General features: G+C 70.2%; 10 protein-coding genes. 4 read left to right on the top strand and 6 right to left on the bottom strand.

The features are described from left to right. From PJ985_RS22555 to PJ985_RS22545, 3 genes are all read left to right on the top strand, one after another. A partial coding sequence (locus PJ985_RS22555) for a non-ribosomal peptide synthetase (RefSeq protein WP_271685738.1) occupies positions 1–3,505 on the top strand: 3,505 nt, incomplete at its 5' end. Positions 3,506–3,581: 76 nt separating this feature from the next. Beyond that, a complete protein-coding gene (locus PJ985_RS22550) occupies positions 3,582–4,463 on the top strand; it encodes a TauD/TfdA family dioxygenase (RefSeq protein WP_271685737.1) in 882 nt (293 codons plus the stop codon). Continuing rightward, positions 4,460–5,908 (top strand): aldehyde dehydrogenase family protein, encoded by a 1,449-nt coding sequence (locus PJ985_RS22545; protein ID WP_271685736.1) that lies wholly within the window; start codon positions 4,460–4,462, stop codon positions 5,906–5,908. The genes PJ985_RS22550 and PJ985_RS22545 overlap by 4 nt, the downstream gene beginning before the upstream one ends. Before the next feature lie 67 nt (positions 5,909–5,975). Here PJ985_RS22545 and PJ985_RS22540 read toward each other — a convergent pair whose 3' ends face one another. Both PJ985_RS22540 and PJ985_RS22535 read right to left on the bottom strand, forming a co-directional pair. Then, on the bottom strand, positions 5,976–6,968 hold the full coding sequence (locus PJ985_RS22540; protein WP_271685735.1) for an ArsR/SmtB family transcription factor: 993 nt from the start codon (positions 6,966–6,968) through the stop codon (positions 5,976–5,978). Beyond that, on the bottom strand, positions 6,955–8,214 hold the full coding sequence (locus PJ985_RS22535) for an MFS transporter (RefSeq protein ID WP_271685733.1): 1,260 nt from the start codon (positions 8,212–8,214) through the stop codon (positions 6,955–6,957). Before PJ985_RS22535 ends, PJ985_RS22540 begins: the two co-directional genes overlap by 14 nt. Before the next feature lie 344 nt (positions 8,215–8,558). On the opposite strand from PJ985_RS22535, the gene PJ985_RS22530 reads away from it, so the two are divergent. Next, complete coding sequence (locus tag PJ985_RS22530) at positions 8,559–11,198, top strand: AfsR/SARP family transcriptional regulator (protein ID WP_271685732.1); 2,640 nt, start codon at positions 8,559–8,561, stop codon at positions 11,196–11,198. Between the two features lie 369 nt (positions 11,199–11,567). Here PJ985_RS22530 and PJ985_RS22525 read toward each other — a convergent pair whose 3' ends face one another. The 4 genes from PJ985_RS22525 to PJ985_RS22510 form a co-directional block, all read right to left on the bottom strand. Then, positions 11,568–12,053 (bottom strand): cold shock domain-containing protein, encoded by a 486-nt coding sequence (locus PJ985_RS22525; protein ID WP_271685731.1) that lies wholly within the window; start codon positions 12,051–12,053, stop codon positions 11,568–11,570. A gap of 216 nt (positions 12,054–12,269) precedes the next feature. Further along, entirely contained in the window at positions 12,270–13,685 is a 1,416-nt protein-coding gene (locus PJ985_RS22520) for a DUF6177 family protein (RefSeq protein WP_271685730.1), read from the bottom strand. After that, positions 13,682–17,725 carry a type VII secretion protein EccCa gene (gene eccCa, locus PJ985_RS22515; RefSeq protein WP_271685729.1) on the bottom strand — a complete coding sequence of 1,348 codons (4,044 nt, stop codon included), beginning with the start codon at positions 17,723–17,725 and terminating at the stop codon, positions 13,682–13,684. Before eccCa ends, PJ985_RS22520 begins: the two co-directional genes overlap by 4 nt. Next, positions 17,722–18,849, bottom strand: a complete 1,128-nt coding sequence (locus tag PJ985_RS22510) for a MinD/ParA family ATP-binding protein (RefSeq protein ID WP_271685728.1) — start codon at positions 18,847–18,849, stop codon at positions 17,722–17,724. Before PJ985_RS22510 ends, eccCa begins: the two co-directional genes overlap by 4 nt. Positions 18,850–18,852: the final 3 nt, after the last annotated feature.

Here is an 18,852-nt window from a genome sequence, read left to right as displayed (position 1 = left end):
ACCGGAGTCCACCAGTTACGAGGGAGGCTTCGCCATCCGCACGTTCGACTCCGGACTGCGGAACAAGCTGACGGAGCTGGCCAGGACGAACTCCGTCAGCCTCTACATGGTGCTGCGTGCCGCTCTGGCCGCGCTGCTGAGCCGGCTGAGCGGCCAGCACGACATCCCCATCGGCACCAGCGTGGCGGGCCGTACCGAGGAAGGGCTTGAAGACCTGGTGGGGTTTTTCGTCAACACCCTCGTGCTGCGGACGGACCTCTCCGGGCGCCCCACCTTCCGTGAGCTTCTTGCCCAGGTACGGAAGACCGACCTCGAAGCGTACGGTCACCAGGACCTGCCCTTCGACCGGCTGGTCGAAGTGCTCAACCCGGTCCGGACCGCCGCACGACATCCGCTGTTCCAGGTCATGCTCGGCTTCCAGAACGCCGAGGCCCACGACTTCCGCCTGCACGGCCTGGAGGTCGAGGAGCTGACAGCGGGTCTCGGCGCGGCGCGGGCCAAGTACGACCTGGAGTTCATCTGCCGCGAGCAGTCTGGTGGGGGCATCGAGTGCGCGGTGCTGTACAGCAGCGACCTCTTCGATGAACACACGGTTTCTACGCTGGTGGGCCGGCTGGAACGGCTCCTTACGGCGATCGCGGACGACCCCGACATTCCTGTCTGCACCGTGGACATTCTCTCTGCGGAGGAGAAGCGGACGCTGTTGACCGGGCCGAGCGATCCAGTGCCGGACACGTCGTTGCCCGAGCTCTTCGAGGCCCAGGCCGCCCGCACGCCCGGTCGAGCCGCCCTGATCTGGGCAGGCCAGGAGATGTCTTACGCTGAACTCGACACGCGGTCGAACCGGCTCGCCCACCGCCTCCGACAGACGGGCGTCGGCGCAGGGGACATGGTCGCGGTCATCCTGCCGCACTGCGCGGATCTGGTGGTCGCGCTGCTCGGGATCATGAAGGCCGGTGCGGCCTATGTGCCGATCGCCCCGGAGCTTCCCGCCCAACGGATCAACTTCATGCGACGCGACTCCCGGCCGAAGCACGTCTTCGACGACACTGAAGTCGTCGCCCGGTGGTCCTCCCCGGAGGGTTCAATCGATCATCGGCCCGCTCACCGGCCACGTCCCGCCGACGCGGCCTACGTGATCTACACCTCGGGCTCGACAGGTCGCCCCAAGGGCGTGACGATCGAGCATCGTGCTCTCACGGACTACCTGACATGGACCGGCTCCGCCTACGACAGCGCCGATGGCACGACCTTGCTGCACTCGCCGATCTCCTTCGACCTTACTGTCACCGCGCTGTACACGCCCTTGGTCAAGGGCGGATGCGTGATTCTGGCGGGCCTCGAAGAGCGGGCGGAGAAGGACCTGCCACCCAGCCGGCCCTGCACCTTCCTCAAGGCGACCCCCAGCCACCTGCCGTTGCTGAACGCCCTTCCGGGCCGGTTCTCGCCCAGCGGGGAGCTGCTGCTCGGTGGCGAGGCGCTGATCGGCTCGGCCCTCAGCGAATGGCGCCGCCGCCATCCCGGCGCGACGGTGCTCAATGTGTACGGCCCGACCGAGTCCACCGTGAACTGCGCGGAGTACCGCATCCCGCCGGGCGCGCCGGTTCCCGCCGGACCGGTACCGATCGGCCGTCCTCAGAGCAACGCCCGGCTGTATGTGCTTGACGCAGAACTGCTCCCCCTACCGCCCGGAGTCACGGGCGAGCTCTACTTGGCGGGTGCCGGACTGGCCCGTGGCTATCTCAATCAGCAGGCGCTCACGGCTGAGCGGTTCGTTGCCGACCCGTTCGGTCCACCGGGCGCACGGATGTACCGCTCGGGTGACCTGGCACGCTACCGGCCGGACGGGAACCTCGAATTCGTGGGCCGCGCCGACAACCAGGTGAAGGTGCGGGGCTTCCGGATCGAACCGGCCGAGATCGAAGCCGTCCTCGCCCGGTATCCGGGCGTCGCTCGTGCCAAGGTGGTGGCCACCGGGAACCAGCAGCTGGCGGCCTATGTGACACCGGCCGCGCTGAACGAGGAGTCTTTGCGTGGCCACATAGCGAACGAGCTACCCGGGTACATGGTGCCGGACCTCCTCGTTCTCCTGGACGACCTGCCGCTGACACACCACGGCAAGCTGGACGTTGCGAGGCTTCCGGACCCCACACACGCACCGACGCGGCCCCAGCCCGCGACTACACCCACGGAAGCGGCGATGGCCCGGATCTGGTCCGACCTGCTGCACACCGAGCACATCGGGCAGGACGAGGACTTCTTCACCATCGGCGGCCACTCGCTGCTCGCGGCCCGGCTGCTGCTTCTGATCCGGGAGGAGTTCGGGGTGAACCTTCCGCTGCAACGGGTCTTCACCGAGCCGACGGTAAGGAGCCTGTCGGCCGCCGTGGAGGCCTTGCTGGGCGACACACCTACCGGTGGGGACCCGGATTTCGCCGTGCAGCGGTTCGCCCCGGCGGCGCTGGCCGCTGAGCTCATCCCCGAACCCCTGTCACCGTCCGCCTTCGTCCCACCGGCCCGAATCCTGCTGACGGGGGCCACCGGGTTTGTGGGAGGACATCTGGTGCACCACCTGCTGAGCCGTGCGGGCCTGTCCGTCCACTGCTTGGTCCGGGCGCGGGACCAAGCCACAGGGCTGGCTCGCGTCAGGGAAGTTCTGCGGGCTCAGCAGCTGTGGGACGACGCGTTCGCGGATCGCCTGCACATCATCCCCGGTGACCTCGCCCAGCCGGGACTCGGCTTGTCCGAAGCGGATTACGACACTCTCGCCGACACCGTTGACGCGGTGTTCCACAACGGGGCGCACGTCGACGCTCTTCTGCCGTACGAGCGTCTGGTGGACGCCAATGTCGGCGGTACCGGTGAACTTCTGCGCCTTGCGGCGACCGGGCGGAGCAAGCCCTTCCACTTGGTATCGACGGTGTCCGCGGCCCCGGCCGCGCTCGGCATGGTGGCTTCCGGCTACGCGCAGAGCAAGTGGCATGCCGAACAGCTCGTCACGGCGGCCGGTGAGCGGGGTCTCGCAGTATCCGTGTGCCGGCTTCCGCGAATGACCGGAAATGTGCGTACCGGACATGGAAACGATCGGGACATCGTATTCCGGCTGCTGCGCATCATCGTGGCCCTGGGGAAGGCCCCCGATCTGGACGTGGCGGAGGACTGGATCCCGGTCGACCTGGCAGCATCAGCGCTGGCGGCGCTGGCGGTCTCAGCTCCCGACGGTCAGAAGATCCTGTTGAGCGCGCGGAACCAGATGAAGTTCGGGCACATCGTCGAACTGTTGCGGGAACGCGGCCGGACGGTCGAGACCGTTCCGGTGGAGGAGTGGCTGGCGCTGCTCGCCACGCGGAAGCCGGAGGAGCACGCGCTGTACCGGCTCATCTTCCGTGCACCCGAACTGCCGGACGGCGTGGCCGTCGCCCCGCACGCGGGTTTCGACCGGATGCTCACAGGTGACGTGGATACTGCCACGATCCAGCTCTACCTCGACCATCTACTGAAATGAGGCACGAGACATCATGTGGAGCCCCAGTGAACTGACCCCGCTCGGTTGTGGCGTGCCCGCCGACGCGAGGGGCCTGATGGAAGTTCTGTCGGACACCGCCGCCGTGAATGCCCTGCTGGTCGAGCGGAAGGCCCTGGTGTTCCGCGGCTTCGGTATCGGGCCCGAGGAGCTTGAACCGTTGATGCACGCGCTGCTACCGAACCGGCTCGCCTATGTGCACGGGAACTCGCCCCGCACCAAGGTGGGCGACAATGTTTATACCTCGACGGAGTACCCTGCGGAATTGACGATCTCCATGCACAACGAGCTGTCCTACGCTTCCCAGTGGCCGGAACGGCTGCTCTTCTACTGCCAGCAGCCACCGGACAGCGGTGGGGCCACACCGGTCGTCGACGGCGGCCGGTGGCTGGCGGCCCTTGACCGCGAAGTCCGCGAGGCGTTCGCGCAGGGCGTGCGCTACACGCAGAATCTGCACGGCGGCTTCGGTTTCGGCCGGAGCTGGCAGGACACCTTCGAGACCTCCGACCCGGCCGAGGTCGAGCGTATCCTCAGCACCGGCGCGTCCCAGGTGGAGTGGAAGAGCGATGGCGGCCTGCGGGTCACCCAGTTGCGGCCCTCCACGGCCCGGCACCCGGTCACGGGGGAAGAGGTCTGGTTCAACCAGGCCGACCAGTGGCACCTGTCAGCACTGGACGGCGATACGGCGAGGGCGATGCGGGAGATCCTGCCGGAGAACGAAATACCCCAGTCAGTGACTTTCGCCGACGGGACCCCTATACCAGACGGGCACATCACCCAGATCCGCGACCGAGGGCTGGCTGAGGCCGTCGATGTGGACTGGTGCCAGGGTGACCTGATGGTCATCGACAATGTGCTGGTCGGACATGGACGGCGCCCCTTCAGCGGTCCCCGCCGCATTCTGGTGGCCATGTCGGGTGCGGGGGGAACGACCGGATGACCGAACTACCCCTCTACCGGAACCTGATCGATGGCAGCATGTACCCGGCGGACAGCGGCGAGGTGCTCGCTTCGGTGGATCCGTCCACCGGTGGTGCCTGGGCCCTGATTCCGTGCAGCGCGGCGGCAGACGCGCAGCGCGCGCTGGATGCGGCGCGGGCAGCCTTTCCCAGCTGGAGCGCACTGTCGGCGGCCGAGCGCGCTGGCCCGTTGGAGGAGGTCGCCGCCGTAATCTCCCGGCACGCGACGGAGCTGGCAGAGCTGGAGACCCGCGGCAACGGACGGCTCCTCAGTGAAACGACCACGCGTGATCTGCCGGTCTCGGCTCAGATATGGCGGAACGCCGCCTCCGAGGGTGCCACCCTGGCGGAGGGCAGGCACGCCGAACTGGGCTCCGGCACCATGGCTTTGACCCGGCGCGAACCACATGGGGTAGTGCTCGGGATCCTTGCCTGGAACTCTCCGCTGCTTGCATTCTCGGCCAAGGCGGCGCTCGCGCTCGGTGCCGGCAACACGGTGATCGTCAAGCCGGCTGAGCAGGCGTCCGTCTCCGTGCTGCGGCTGGGCGAGCTGACCAGAGAGGTTCTTCCGCCCGGTGTGCTGAACATCGTCTCGGGCACCGGCCCGCAGGCCGGTGACCCATTGGTGCGCAGCGGGGACATCGGCATGGTGAGCCTCACAGGGTCGGTCGAGACCGCCAGGCTGGTCACCGCGGCGTCGGCCGACGCGCCGAAACCGCTGGCCCTGGAGCTCGGCGGCAAGTCGCCGAATGTCGTCTTCGCCGATGCTGACCTGGATGCCGCCGCGCGCGGCGTGTCCTTACAGGGCATCTTCACCGCCAACGCCGGACAGGTCTGCTACGCGGGGTCACGCATCCTGATTCAACGCCCCGTCTACGACGAGATGCTCTCCCGTATCGGTGACATCGCCGCCGGTATCCGACTGGGTGACCCCCGGTCCGGCGAGACAACGATGGGCCCGATCGCCTCTCGTGCACAGTACGACCGGGTGGTGTCCTACCTGGAGGTCGGTCTCAAGGAAGGTGCGGAGCTCGTCTTCGGTGGCCGGCACGGCCCCGATCTCGTCCAAGGGCCCTGCGCGACAGGGTTCTGGGTCGAGCCGACGCTCTTCGCGACGCGTGACCCAGCCCTGCGCATCTGCCAAGAGGAGATCTTCGGCCCGGTAGCCGTGGTTCTCCCCTTCGACACTGAGGACGAGGCCCTGGCCCTCGCAAACGACTCCAGCTACGGCCTGGCGGCCGGTGTCTGGACGCGTGACATGGCGAGAGCACGGCGGATGTTCCACGGTTTGCGGACCGGCATGGTGTGGGTCAACACCTACCGCAACGGAGTGTTCCCCTTCGAGGGCCGCAAGAACAGCGGCTACGGCAACGATACGTTGCTGTCATTCACCCGTGAGAAGGCGGCCCTCATGGAGATGGGCTGACCGGCCGGATCGAGCCCAGGGCCGGTGAGCTGCCGGTCCCGCGCCGGTAAGCCGCCGACGGCACCTTTCATGACCTGTCGTCGGCGGCCGGTTCGGCAGCATGCGTGTCCGGTTGGGCGCTGGAAGCCAGCGCATCGCCCAGCGGAGTCCTGCGGTAGAGGACGGCCCGGCCCGAACGCGCCCGGTTGAGCAGACCCGCGCGCCGCAGCACGGCCAGATGATCGCCGACCGCTCCCGTCGACCGGCCCAGAGCACGAGCGAGCTGGGTGGTGCTCGCTGGTCTGGCCAGTGTCTGCAGAAGCAGCGCCCGGGTGCTTCCGAGCAGGCTCCCCAGGGCGTCGCTACCGGTGGCCGCGGGCGGCTCCCACAAGGCCGCCACGCCCCGGGCGGGATAGATCAAGGTCCGTGGCCACGGACCTTCGAGCTGCACGGCCACCCGTGGCCCGAGGAAGACTGACGGAACGAGCAGCAGACCATGCCCGCCGGACACGACGGTCCGGTTCTCGCTGTGTCGCAGGATCTCCACGCCGCCTGCTCGCCAGCGCAGCCGCGGGTCCAGACCGTCCAGCGCCGCTGCCCAGCCCGCCCGTACCAGTTCGCTGCTCCGGTAAGTGACATCGCGCTCGCAGATCGCATGCAGGCGCGACCAGTCCGCTGCGAGCAGGCGGTCCCAAGCAGCGGACAACGCCGCGGCAACCCGCTCCACCAAGTCCTCGCCGGGTGGTACCGGTCCACCCGAGGAGATCTCACGGCGCGCGGCCTCCAGCGGCGTCCGGCGTAGGGCAGCCAGGTCGTCCTCCCAGCTCTGGAACAGCCCGCTGGGCGGCGGCGACAGAAAGTCGGGCTGATACGACCGCTGGTGCAGATTCAGCACCAGGTCCAACTCCTTCTCCTGGCGTAGATGGCGGAAGACCGGCCGCAGCCGGGTGGCCCAGGAAGCCGGCAGCACCTGTCCTGATATGCCGGAGAGAGCCCGGATCAGGGAGTTCAGTTCGAACAACGGCGAGACGGCGAAGCGGCTCAGCAGGATGTCACTGGCGTCTACCTCAAGCCGTAACATGATCACCCGGATTCGCCTCCGGCCGACTGCTGTCCATGCCACGGAGTCGGACCACCTGGTACAGCAGTGCGGTCAAGCAGGTCAGGGCACCGGCGACGGCCATGGAGAGCCCGGTGGAGAACAGCAGGGTCAGCGCTCCAAGGACCACCGGACCGAGCCCCTGCAAGGTCATCACTACGGTCTGCAGCAGCCCGAATGCCTGGCCGCGCAGGGGCACGGGTGTCGCGGTGAGGAACTGCCGCTGGATGCCGAGGCCGTAGGCGAAACCGAAGCCGACGACGAGCAGCAGCGCGCCGATGGCGACGAGGGGGAGGTCGAGTGCGAGAGGAAGCAGCGGCACACCACAGGCCAGCATCAGGTGGACGGTGAGTCGCTCACGATGAGCGGGCCGCAGCAGTCGGCCGACGATGAGGTTCCCGAGCAGCATTCCGGCCGGTACGCAGGCGAGCAGGAAGCCCGCGGATCCGGCCGGGAAGTCCCGCATGGCCGCGTAGGGGATGAGCAGACTGGTCGCCCCGGTCACGAACGCCGGGGGCAGACACTGCGCCAGCAGCAGCACCCGCACCTCCCGGTTCTTGAGTAATTCTCGGTTGCCCCGCCAGCTCTGGCTCATCACCGAGGCACTCGCGGCCTCGGGCTTCGGGCTCTTCGGCAGATCACGAAGCCCGATCCACACCATCAGTGCGGCAACCGTGTAGCAGACCGCGGTGAACAACAGAGCGCCGCGTGGGCTCACCACGGCGACCGCGATGCCGCCGCCTGCCATACCCAGCAGTTGCGCGACGGACCCCGCCACGGTCCACAGCGACCTGCCCACCACATAAGCGTCACCTTTCAGCGTCTCGGCCACGAGCTTGCTGGAAGCGCCCGCCTGAATCGGCGTCCCGCAGGCGACGATGCCGACCAGGGCAAGGCAGGCGGCGGTGGACAGCTGGGCAAGCCCCAGCGTGGCGGTGACCACGGTCCACAGCAGGTAGGAGGCGACGATGATCATCCGGGGTGAGTACCGGTCGGCCAGGGCGCCGAGGAAAACCCCGCCGACGAGCTGCGGAAGAAAGGAGATTCCGAAGACCAGTGCGGCGAGTGCGGCGGACCCGGTGGCCTGGAAGATCAACGTGGATAGCGCGACCGTGCGCAGGGTGTCCGCCCCGATGGTCAGCGATCGGCTGGCGAAGAGCACGCGGAACTTCGGCTCACCGAGTACCTCACGGTACGTGGTTCTGCGCCCCTCTGGTGTGTCTGCCATGGCACCAGCATTCCCAACAGGCGAGCCGAAGCCAACTGTTACGTCCTGGACCGAAACGTCGCGCACGCCTCATGTCGCGCACGCCTCCTGTCGCATGGGTCCGGCCTCGCCCTCGACTGGGACTGACGCCGGTCGTGCTGGGCCTCATTGCCAGCTTTGCGACACCGCCAGTAATCTTATGATGTCAAGCAGCAACGGAGTTGGCCTTCCGTGCCTGGGCCGCCTCCTCAAGAGTCTTCGCACGCTTGTGTGAGACCCGGCTACGACCCCCGACGCCCACTGCCGCTGGCCAGCACACATACCGAAGTCCGGCTGAAGTATCAGCCGCTGGCGGAGGAGGAAGAGTGGCGAGATTCCGAGTGCTCGGCCCGCTGGAGATTCACACCAGTGCGGGAGTGGCGATCGACCTGCCACAGGCCCGGCAGCGCGAACTGCTCTCGATTCTGCTGCTGTGCGCCAATCAGCCGTTGTCAGCCGACCGGCTCATCAGCGCGTTGTGGGGGAACCGGCCGTCGCGCTCGGCTCCGGTCACACTCCGATCACATCTGTCCTCCATCCGACGCTTGCTGCTGATGATTCCACGGCTGGAAACGCATTCCCGCGGATACCTGTTCCGTCTCGAACCGGGCGAGCTCGACGTCGACGATTTCGAGCGTTCAGCAGCACGCGGAAGCGAACTCTTCCAGCAAGGTGCTCACGCCAGGGCCGTCCCGCTGCTGCGTGACGCGCTGGACCTGTGGCGCGACCCCCCGCTGAGCGACCTTCCGCAGACCGCGTACATGCAGGTCGTGGCCGACCGGCTCACCGACGAACGCCGCAGCGTCCAGGCGGCGTGGGTCGACGCGCGACTGGCCCAGGGTGACCACGCCGGTCTGGCCGGCTGGCTGAGTGCGCAGCTCGCCACGGACCAGCTGAACGAGCACATGTGGGCGCAACTGATGACCGCCCTGTACCTGGGCGGACGCCGTATCGACGCGCTGGACGCCTACAACCGAGTCCGTAATCTGCTTGCCTCCGAGTTCGGCTTGCAGCCCGGGGAGGAACTGCGGGAGCTGCACGCCCGCATCCTCAATGGGGAACCGACCCGGTACCGGACGTCACGGCTGCTGACCGCAGCCGTCGCCCCCTTCGCGGGCCCGGATCCGGGGCCGGGGGCGAGTCCGGGCGCGGGCGCGGGCGCGGAACCGCTGGGCGCCCTGGCGGCAGCGCCCGCGGACCAGACACTGCCCCGAGTGGCGATACCCGCCGACCTTCCCGGCCTGGTCGGCAGAGAGAACGAGATCGCCGAACTCACCACGCTCCTGACAGCCCAGGACGGCACCGTGCCGGTCGCCTTCATCGAGGGCCCCCCTGGATCAGGGAAGACGGCACTGGCCGTGCGCAGCGCTCACACACTCGAGCAGCACTTCACAGATGGCTGCCTGTTCCTGCCGATGGCCGGCTCGTCCGAGGAACCGCCCGACCCGCGCTACATTCTCGACGAGGCACTCTCCGCACTGGGAAGACTGCAGGACGGCACGCTGCCGTCGCTGACGACGAGCATCCGCGCGTTGCGGCAAAAACTGAACGGGCGACGCCTGCTGGTGATTGTCGACGACCCCGAGCCCTCGGACTGGGTCGAGGAGCTGCTTCCGGATTCGCCGGGGGCTGCCGTTATCGTCACCAGTCGCCAGCCACCGGCCTTCAAAGGCTCAGGACGGCTGTCCATCGGAGGGCTGTCGGGCGACGAGGCGGAGCGTCTGCTGGCCAGAACGACCAGAGAGCCAGCAGTGATCACCGGCAAACCACCGGCCGACAAGCTGCTGTTGGCCTGCGGTCGGACACCGCTGGCGGTGCGAATGGTCGGCGGACTCCTCAGCGCTCCGACGGCCCCGACAGTCACCGAGGCCGCGCGGTGGGTGCGCCGGTATCGCGACCGGGCTGAGCTCACCGACGCTCCGGCCCCCGCTCTGCGGGCGAGCCTCGCCGCGGTCTGGCGGATTCTCGACGAGCACGCGCGGGACGTGGTTTCCCTTCTCGCCCAGGCAGGACCGCTCGACATCACGCCCTGGATGATTCATGCCCTGCTGGGCATCCGCGGCAACGCCGCAGTTCTGGAGAACCTGGCTGACGTCGGCCTGCTGTCACGAGCCGGCGCCGCGGACACCGGCGACCTCCGATACCAGTTACACGGAGCGCTGCGCCGACAACTGCGCGACTTCGGCCCCCAGCCGCCGGAACAGGTGAGGCGGAAGGCGCATCGGCGGCTGCTCACTGGCTGGCTGGAGCTCGCCGAGCTGGCTGACCGCCAGCTCACCCGGTCCCCGTTCGGCCCGCTTCTGGACCATGGCGGACACCCCACCGTGCTCCCCCCGCAGATCGCCCGGCTCGTGGTCTCGAATCCGGTTGCCTGGTTCCAGGCGGAGCAAGCCGGACTGTTCTGGGCGGCCCAGCGCCTCAGCGCTGCAGGCCAGCACGCGTCTGCGGCCCGGCTGGCGTCCTACCAGGCGGCGTTTCACTATCACCACGGCCGTCTCGACGACGCAACCCGGCTCTGGCATGCCGTCATCGAAGCGGCGACGCGTGATGGGGAAACGGTGGTCGCCGCCCGTTCCCAGCTGCAGCTGGCGGCCGTCGTGGGGGACCAGCACCCCATCGGCTCGACGTTGACCCTGCTCGAACAGTCCATGAGGGTCCTCGAGCAGGTAGGTGACCAGGGATCGATGGCCCGGGGGCACAGCCTGCGGAGCCTGTGCGCGGAAAAGCAGTCGCGATTCGGTGAGATGAAACGGCACGCGGAGCAGGGACTGTCCCTCAGTCGCAAGGCCGGCGACCGGCTCGCCGAGCTGCTCAACCTGCGCATGCTGGGGCTGGCGGAGTCGTACCAGGGCAATCAGCGGCTCGGCAGGCTCTACTGCAGCCAGTCACTGGTTGTGGCTCGCGAGTTGCGTGAGCCCTTCTATGAGGTGCTGGCGCTGGAAACACTGACACGGGTCGGCGACTGAGGCGGCGGCGCACGCCGTGGGCCGGGCGTGCGAGCCGATCACGGAGCCCTCACGGCGACTCGGTAGCCGCACGTACCGATGCGTGGCGGCCCCGTGACCCGAAGCTCGCCCGCGCTCGTGAACGGCGGCGTACCCCGGGACGACGCCGAAGCGTGTCCAGCCCGCGGAGCGGGCGACTTGCTCCTGCGCGGGTGCGGCGTGATCGGCTCGGTGCTCCATGCGGGCCGGGCAGAGGGTGTATGAGGCGCTTGGAATCCGAAGTCGCCGACCCGGACGGAACCCTCCAGGGCTGCAGCTTCTTCTGCAAGCAGTTGACCTGACCGATCCGCTGCCGGTGCCCGGCAGCGGATCAGTCGGGAACGCTGCCGGTCAGGAAGCCACCCAGCCGTGCGCGTGCGCCAGCTCGATGAGGCGTGCCCGCGCCCGCTTGATCTGATCGGCCGTCAAAGTGCCGTCCGCCTCGATCAGCGCCTCGGTCAGCTCGCTCCGAAGCTCACCGGCGGACAGCACCTCGCAGAGCTCGTCCTCGGCCTCCCGGACCTCCGGCACCTGCCGCGGGGCAGGCACGGATACCGGACCGGCCGCGGCCGGCTCGGCGCGCCGGCTGCCGTTCGGCCCGGACTCGCCCGTGAGCCGGTGGGAGGAGTCCTGATGGACGAGGCGGATCTCCGACGCCTTGGGGCCCTTGTCCCCCATCTCCATGAAGAACTCGACATCGCGGCCCGCCTGGTAGAGATGTTCCTCATCCAGCAGATCCCGCGCATGCATGAAGACGTCCTCGCCACCTCCGCTGGGGACAATGAAACCGTAACCGCGGACCTCGTCGAACCGCAGAATTCTGCCTGTCATCAGCACAGCCGTACCTCCACCCCGTACCACTACCTCGGTCAGGTGCCGCATCGTGGCACCTCGCCCGTGCAACATATCCACCCGCGTGGCTCTGTGCCAGTCACCCGGCCCGTGTCGCCGCCCACAGCCACCGGAATTAACCTCCCGCACCGGGACATTCACCCGAAACAGTTACCCACGCCGGTACTCCGGACGTCGGGGCGTCCCCGGCTCCCCGTCCGGTCACCGGTCGGCGTCCCGCTCCTTACCCAGGCTGTGCAGATACCCCATGAGCGCCTGAAACGCGTCCCAGCTCCCGTCCGGCACGGGGTAGTACAGCCCGGCGCCGGAGGCCGGCCCGAGCTGCACCGGCCCGTCCGGCAGCGGGACGCGCCGGGCCCGGGCCAGCCCGAGGTCCCGGACCGCCTCCGCACCCAGGACAAAAGCGACGGGGGCCGGTGCCGCTTCCAGATGAGCGGGCACGGTCAGATCCGCCCGGCCGCGTCTGCGCTGGATGAGCAGGGACACCAGGCCGTGCCCGGCCACCAGCTCCGCGGCCAGGTCAGGCAGAGTGTCGAGCGGGGGCTCCGCCCCCTCCCGGTAGCCGAGCGCGAGGGTGAGGTCCTCCTCCACGCCTCCCGTGGTGCGCCCCACCCGCATCGTGGACACCGCAGGACGGGACGGGTCACCCACCACCATGAACAGGCTGGGGTCGGGCGCCCGGCGCCGGGCGAGCTCCGTCAGTTCCTGCCGTGACCAGGAGAGGTTAGCCGGCTCGGCGGTCCCCCAGCCGGCCGGCGGCGCGCCGGTCAGGCGCTGCCACAACGTCTCCAGCGCGCCGCCGAGCTGGAGTCCCCGATCGGCCGGGCGGCACGTGACGCCGGTGAGAAGGAGCTGCTGCTCCCCGGTGTCCGCCGCCTCGGCGGTGGCGGCCACGAAAGCAGGGGCGGGGGTCCCGGTCGCGGTGAAGGCACCGTTCTTCCACACCAGACCTGAGCCCGACTGGCCGTCGAAGTAGCCCCCCTCGCCGTCCTGCACCACCCAGCGGTTGGGCAGGCCGGACAGCAGCGAGCGGGTGGGCAGGGAGAGCCGGGAGGTGCGCGGAGTCACGATCTGCAGGCCGCGCTCGCTCTCCAGAGCGGCGCGCAACGCGTCGGAGAGCCAGGCCGTCATGGCCACCACGGGGCGGTCCTGGATGACGGCAGCCACGCTGTCCGTGAGCACGTCCACGGCGGGCTGGGCCGCGGCCGGAGCGGAGGCGGTGACCACGTCCGCCACCGGGGCCGCGCCGCCGTCCGCGGCAGCGGCCTCCGGCGGCCACACCGCTCCGCCGAGCTGAGTGACGAGGCGGGTGGCGAGGGCGCCGGCGAGCGCCGCGGAGTTCCGGGCCGCGGTGGACGCCCGTACTTCTGTCCACCACACCGGCTCGGTGACGCCGGCGGCTCCGGGGCCGAGCAGCCGGGCGACCTCCCCCGGGGTCCGGACCAGCATGGGTGCCTCGATGGACGCCAGCGGACGGCCCTGGTCGTCGCAGAGCTGGATCACCGCCCCTTCCCCCACGGTGGCCACGCCCATGTCCGGGCCGCCCGCCATCAGTCCGGCCACCAGACTCCAGGCGTCGGGCATCCGCTCGGTGAGCGCGATCACGTCGGTGGTCATACCTCGTCGTCCTCTTGTGCGAGAGCGGTCTGGATCAGCCTGTTCGGCTCACCACGGCGGATGAAGGTCCCCCGGCCGGCCGGCCGGTGGGCGGCGTGGACACCGGGGAAGAGCTGGCCCTCGGAGCGGTCACCGGACATCACCAGCGCGGAGGTGCCGCTCTCCCGGAGCGTCATCAGGAACGGCTCGTAGAGCGCCCGGGAGGCCCCGGCGACCCGGCGGGTGAGGACGAAGTGCAGGCCGATGTCCTGCGCCGACTGGAGGTAGGGCAGGAAGGGGTCGAGCGGTTGCTGCCGGGCGGTGGTGAGGATGTCGTAGTCGTCGACGAGCACGACGATCCGCGGACCGGTCGGTGCGGCCCCGCCCGCGGCCAGGACCTCCGGGGGCAGCGCGTCGTCCGGCATCCGCTTCTCCAGTTCCCCCGCGATCCCTGCCGAGAGCGCCGCCGCCAGCTTGGCGTTGTGCGCGTAGCCGCCGCGGTAGGGCTCGGGCACGAGGCTGTGCAGGCCGCGCCGGGGGTCCATGACCGCGAAGACGAGGTCCTCGTCCCCGTAACGTTCGATCAGCCCGCGGGCGATCAGCCGCAGCAGGTTCGTCTTGCCGCATTCACTGTCACCGAAGACCACCAGATGCTGGTCGTGCCGGAACAGGTCGAGCAGCACCGGCCGCAGCCCGCTCTGGTCCAGGCCGAGGGGGACCTTTTTCGGCTCGGTCGCCGGGCCGGGCAGCTTCCCGCCGGTCAGCCTGGCCGGCAGGACCCGCACCGGCGGGGCGGTGGGGCCCGACCAGGCCGAGCGCACCGCACGGACGGCGTGTTCGGCGGCGGCGCCGAGTTCCTCGCCGGAACTCCGCGAGTCGATCCGTGGAAGGGCGGTATGGGCGAAGAGCTTCCCGTCGGTCAGGACCCGCCCCGGCTCGTCGGGGGCGAGGGTCTCGGCGAGCCGCCGGTCCACGCTGCTGTCGCCGGGGTCGTTGAGCCGCAGTTCCATCCGGGTACCGAAAGCCGACTGGACGGCGATGCGCACATCGTTCCAGCGCAGCATGCCCGCCACCACGTGGATGCCGTACCCCCCTCCGCGCTTGAGGAGTTCACCGACCGCGTCGTCCAATTCCTCGAAGTCGTCGCGGAGCTCTCCGAAACCATCGATGACGAGCACGATGTCGGTCGATCCGATCTCCGGCAGCCCGCCCCCGGTCCGGAGCCTCCGCAGGTGGTCGACGGAGTCGATGCCGTGCTCGCGGAAAATCTCCTCACGGGCGGAGAGCATGGTACGGATCTCCTCGACGGTGCGCGCGGCCCGCTCCCGGTCCGCGCGGCCCGCGACCCCGCCCACATGCGGCAGTCCGGCCATGGTCTGGAGCCCGCCGCCGACCAGGTCGAGGCCGTAGACACCGACCTCCTGCGGGGTGTGGCTGAGGGCGAGGGAGAGCATGAGGGTGCGCAGCAGAGTTGTCTTTCCGGCCTGCGGGCCGCCGATGACGGCCGCGTGGCCGCCCGCTCGCGTCAGGTCCAGGATCCACTGGCCCTGCCACTGCTTGCCGGGGTCGTCCAGCAGGCCGAGCGGTACCCGCAACGCCCGCCCGGTGCGGCCGGCCGGGTCACCGGGACGCCCGGTGACCCGCCGGGAGAACTGCATGCCGCGTTCACCGGTCTCCAGCGGTCCCGCCACGGTGTCCAGCGGGAGCGCCGCCGGAAGCGGCGGCAGCCAGATCTGCGGGACGGGTGCTGCGGCGGCGGTGACCTGCTCGACGACCGTGGACAGGAGGGTGGGGCCGACGGTGCGGCGGGCGGGGGCCGGAGCGGCCTCCGCGGTCTCCTCCGCTCCGGTCTCGGCGAGGGTGTTGTACGCGGGGTACGGCCACGCGGTCGGCCCCTGCTCCTCGGTGACCTGCCGGCGCACCGGGCCACGGTACGGCCCGGAGACGTAGCTGGCCTTGAACCGCTCGTAGGCGCTGGTGTCGACCTTGAGGTAACCGAAGCCGGGGATGGGCGGCAGGTGGAAGGCATCGGGGGTGTCCAGCACGGTGCGGGACTCCTCCGGGGAGAAGGTGCGCAGCCCCAGCCGGTAGGAGAGGTATGTGTCCAGACCCTTGAGCTTGCCGCCCTCGATCCGCTGGCTGGACAGCAGCAGATGCACCCCGATGGAGCGGCCGATCCGTCCGATGGAGAGGAAGAGGTCGATGAAGTCGGGTTTGGCCGACAGGAGTTCACCGAACTCGTCGATGACGACGAACAGGTGCGGAAGCGGGTCGAGTTCGGGGCGATCGGCGCGGGCGGCGGCGTAGGTGGAGATGTCCGCGATGTTGCCCGCGTCCTTGAGTACCTGCTGGCGGCGCTTGACCTCACCGGCCAGGCTGGAGTGCACCCGCTCCACCAGTCCGGCCTTGTTCTCCAGGTTGGTGATGATCCCCGCGACGTGCGGCAGCGGGGCGAAGGGAGCGAAGGTGGCACCTCCCTTGTAGTCGACCAGCACGATGGCCAGGTCGTCCGGCGGGTGGGTGGCGACCAGGGCGAGCACCAGGGTGCGCAGCAGCTCGCTCTTCCCCGATCCGGTCGCGCCGACGCACAGCCCGTGCGGTCCCATGCCGAGTTCCGCGGACTCCTTGAGGTCGAGCAGGACCGGCTCATGGCCGTCGCCCATGCCGATCGGCACCCGCAGGAACGCCTGGTCACCGCGGCGGGGCGCCCAGAGCCGCTCGAGGTTCAGGGCAGCCGGGTCCTCGATGCCCATCTGGTCACCGAAGTCCACCGGCCCGGACAGCGGAGCCCCGGACGCTGCGGACTCCGGAGACAGCCGCAGCGGGGCCAGCATCCGGGCCAGGCCGGCCGCTCCCGCGGCGGTGACCTCGTCCAGGGTGCCCTCGAGGGTGACGGGCTCGTCGCCGCGCAGGTCCTCCACGGTGACGGTGCGGCCGTCCGCACCGCCCACGGTGATGCGGACCGACACCTGTCCCGGCTCCTCGATACGTGCGGAGAGCAGGTGAAGCACGGTGATGCCCATGTCCCGCAGCGGCACTGCCTCGTCGGGCCGGGGCAGCTCCTGAGCCGTTTCGCCGTAGCCGTCGCTGATCACCAGCAGGCGCTTGGCCAGTCCGAGGGCCTCCCGGCCGGCGAGTCCGCGCCGGACCTCGGCCGCGTAGGCGGCGCGCTGCCGCAGCTCGGCGGCGAGTCCCCGGCCGAGCTGCCGGCTGCCGTCGGCGATCCGGCGGGCATGGACCGGGCCGTCCCACTCCTGGGCGTCCAGGATGTGCGGCAGCCACTTCGCCCATCCCCAGTCCTCGAGCCGGCTCTCCGGGCAGGCGAGCGCGAAGTCGAGGTCGTCGGGGGCGTGCGAGACGGCCGCCTGGAGTGCCAGGGTGCGCACCACCCGGAGCACGTCCGCGCGCTCCCCGATCACGCTGACGTCACCGGCCCGGTCCAGCGGTACGGTCAGCGGCATCTCGGGGACGGACCCGAAGCGCTCCCGCAGTCCGGCCGCCTCGTTGAGCATGAAGCGGTCCGGCGGTGTGAGGACGGAACTGCCCTTGCGCTCCAGGGTGAGGGTCCGCACCGGCACCTGTCCGGTGGCGATCCGGACCCGGAGGAAGTCCCGGTCGGTGCGCCGGCGCTCCCACAGTCGCGCCGGATCGCCGACCAGGTCGTACAGCGCTTCGGGTGCCGGGGCCAGCACCCGCATGGCGGCCCGGTGTTCCCGGTCCTCCGCGCTCAGTTCCTCGCGGAGCTCCTCGAGGTACTCCAGGTACCGTTCCCGCTGCGTGCGGCGGGTGCGCTGGGCGCGCCCGCGCTGGGAGAACAGCATGGCTGCCCCGCCGAGCACCGCGACCACCAGCACCAGGGCTCCGATGGCGGCGAACTGGCTGCTGCGCATCACGGTCATCATGACGACCGAGCCCATCACCCCGACCATCGGCAGGAGCGAGGTGGCGGCCGAGCCCGCCTTGCCCTCGGGCAGGTTGGGCGGCGGTTCGATGGCCCGCTCCTGCGGGCCGGGCAGGGGCCGGGTGGTGCGTGCCGGGCGGTGGATCTGCCGCGTGCTCACGGGCGGACTCCTGGCCCGGTTCCGGGGCCCCCGCCGCGCGCGCCGTTGCGCCCCCGCGACATGGCACGGTCCATCGTCTCGGCGGCGAGCCGGGCCGCGGCGTCGCGGGTGGCCCTGCTGAGCAGTGCGGTGCGTATTTCCCCGCCGGCCGCGAGGTGGCGATCGTACGGCAGGGAGACGACCGCGGCGCCGCCGGCTTCCAGGTACGCGGCGGCCTTCCGCTCATCGAGTGCCATGTCCGGGGAGGTGTGGGCCAGCACGACGACGGTCGTGGGCAGCATGCTGCGGTGCAGCCCACCCACCCAGTCCAGCACGGTGCGGGTGGCAGCCGCCCCCTCAGGGGTGGCGGGGGCCACCAGGATCCGGGCCTGCGTGGTGGTGAGGGCGGTACGGGCCACCTCGGCCGGGAGGGTCTCGCAGTCGATCACCGTGGTGCCGAAGTACCGGCGCAGCGAGGTGATGACGATCCGGTACGTGTCGACGTCCAGCTGGGCACCCACCGCTCCCTGGCTGCCGGGCAGCAGCCAGCCCCCGGCGAACGGCACGAGGTACCCGGTGATGTCGGTGATTTTCATCGAGGGGTCGACGATGCGGGCCAGATCGCCGCAGGACCAGCGCACCTCTGCCGCACCCAGTCGCTGGGGAAGGGTGCCCAGCGCGGGGTCCGCCTCCACGGTGAGCACCGGGTCGGCCCGGTAGTGGCCGAAGGTCAGGGCGAGCAGCGCGGCGACGGTGGACTTGCCGGCCCCGCCGCGGATGCTGGTCACGGCGACCTGCCGGCCGGTGGTGATCGGCTGCTGGATGGCCTGGGCGGTCCGGGTGGCGGTCTCGGTCTCGCGCGCCGCCGATGAGGCCAGCACGCGGCGGACCGCCCGTCCGGCGCGCCGGACGAAGGGGTCCCCGTGCCGGGGGCGGCCCTGGGCCCCGTCCAGCTCGGGCACACCGACCGGCACGGACACCGGGGTGGGCGGGGCGGGTCCGGTGCGGGGTCCCGGCAGCGGCCGCTGCGCGGTGGCGGGCCCGGGTGGCCCTCCGGCAGCCGGCTCCGGGGCCGGCGCGGCCGTCTCCACCGCCCCGCTCATCTCGCGGAACACCTCTTGCTGCCAGTCCTCCTGTGCGGACATCGT

The organism is Streptomyces sp. ACA25 (assembly GCF_028200735.1).
Classification (GTDB): domain Bacteria; phylum Actinomycetota; class Actinomycetes; order Streptomycetales; family Streptomycetaceae; genus Streptomyces.
The sequence above is the reverse complement of the archived record's forward strand: the minus strand, read 5'-3'. Positions and strand labels throughout refer to the sequence as shown.

What these genes read in the sequence shown, in the direction of transcription:
- PJ985_RS22550 (WP_271685737.1), top strand. Translation starts at nt 3,582, where the DNA reads ATGGAAGTTCTGTCGGACACCGCCGCCGTGAATGCCCTGCTGGTCGAG.
- PJ985_RS22545 (WP_271685736.1), top strand. Translation starts at nt 4,460, where the DNA reads ATGACCGAACTACCCCTCTACCGGAACCTGATCGATGGCAGCATGTAC.
- PJ985_RS22540 (WP_271685735.1), bottom strand. Translation starts at nt 6,968, where the DNA reads ATGTTACGGCTTGAGGTAGACGCCAGTGACATCCTGCTGAGCCGCTTC.
- PJ985_RS22535 (WP_271685733.1), bottom strand. Translation starts at nt 8,214, where the DNA reads ATGGCAGACACACCAGAGGGGCGCAGAACCACGTACCGTGAGGTACTC.
- PJ985_RS22520 (WP_271685730.1), bottom strand. Translation starts at nt 13,685, where the DNA reads ATGACCACCGACGTGATCGCGCTCACCGAGCGGATGCCCGACGCCTGG.
- PJ985_RS22510 (WP_271685728.1), bottom strand. Translation starts at nt 18,849, where the DNA reads ATGTCCGCACAGGAGGACTGGCAGCAAGAGGTGTTCCGCGAGATGAGC.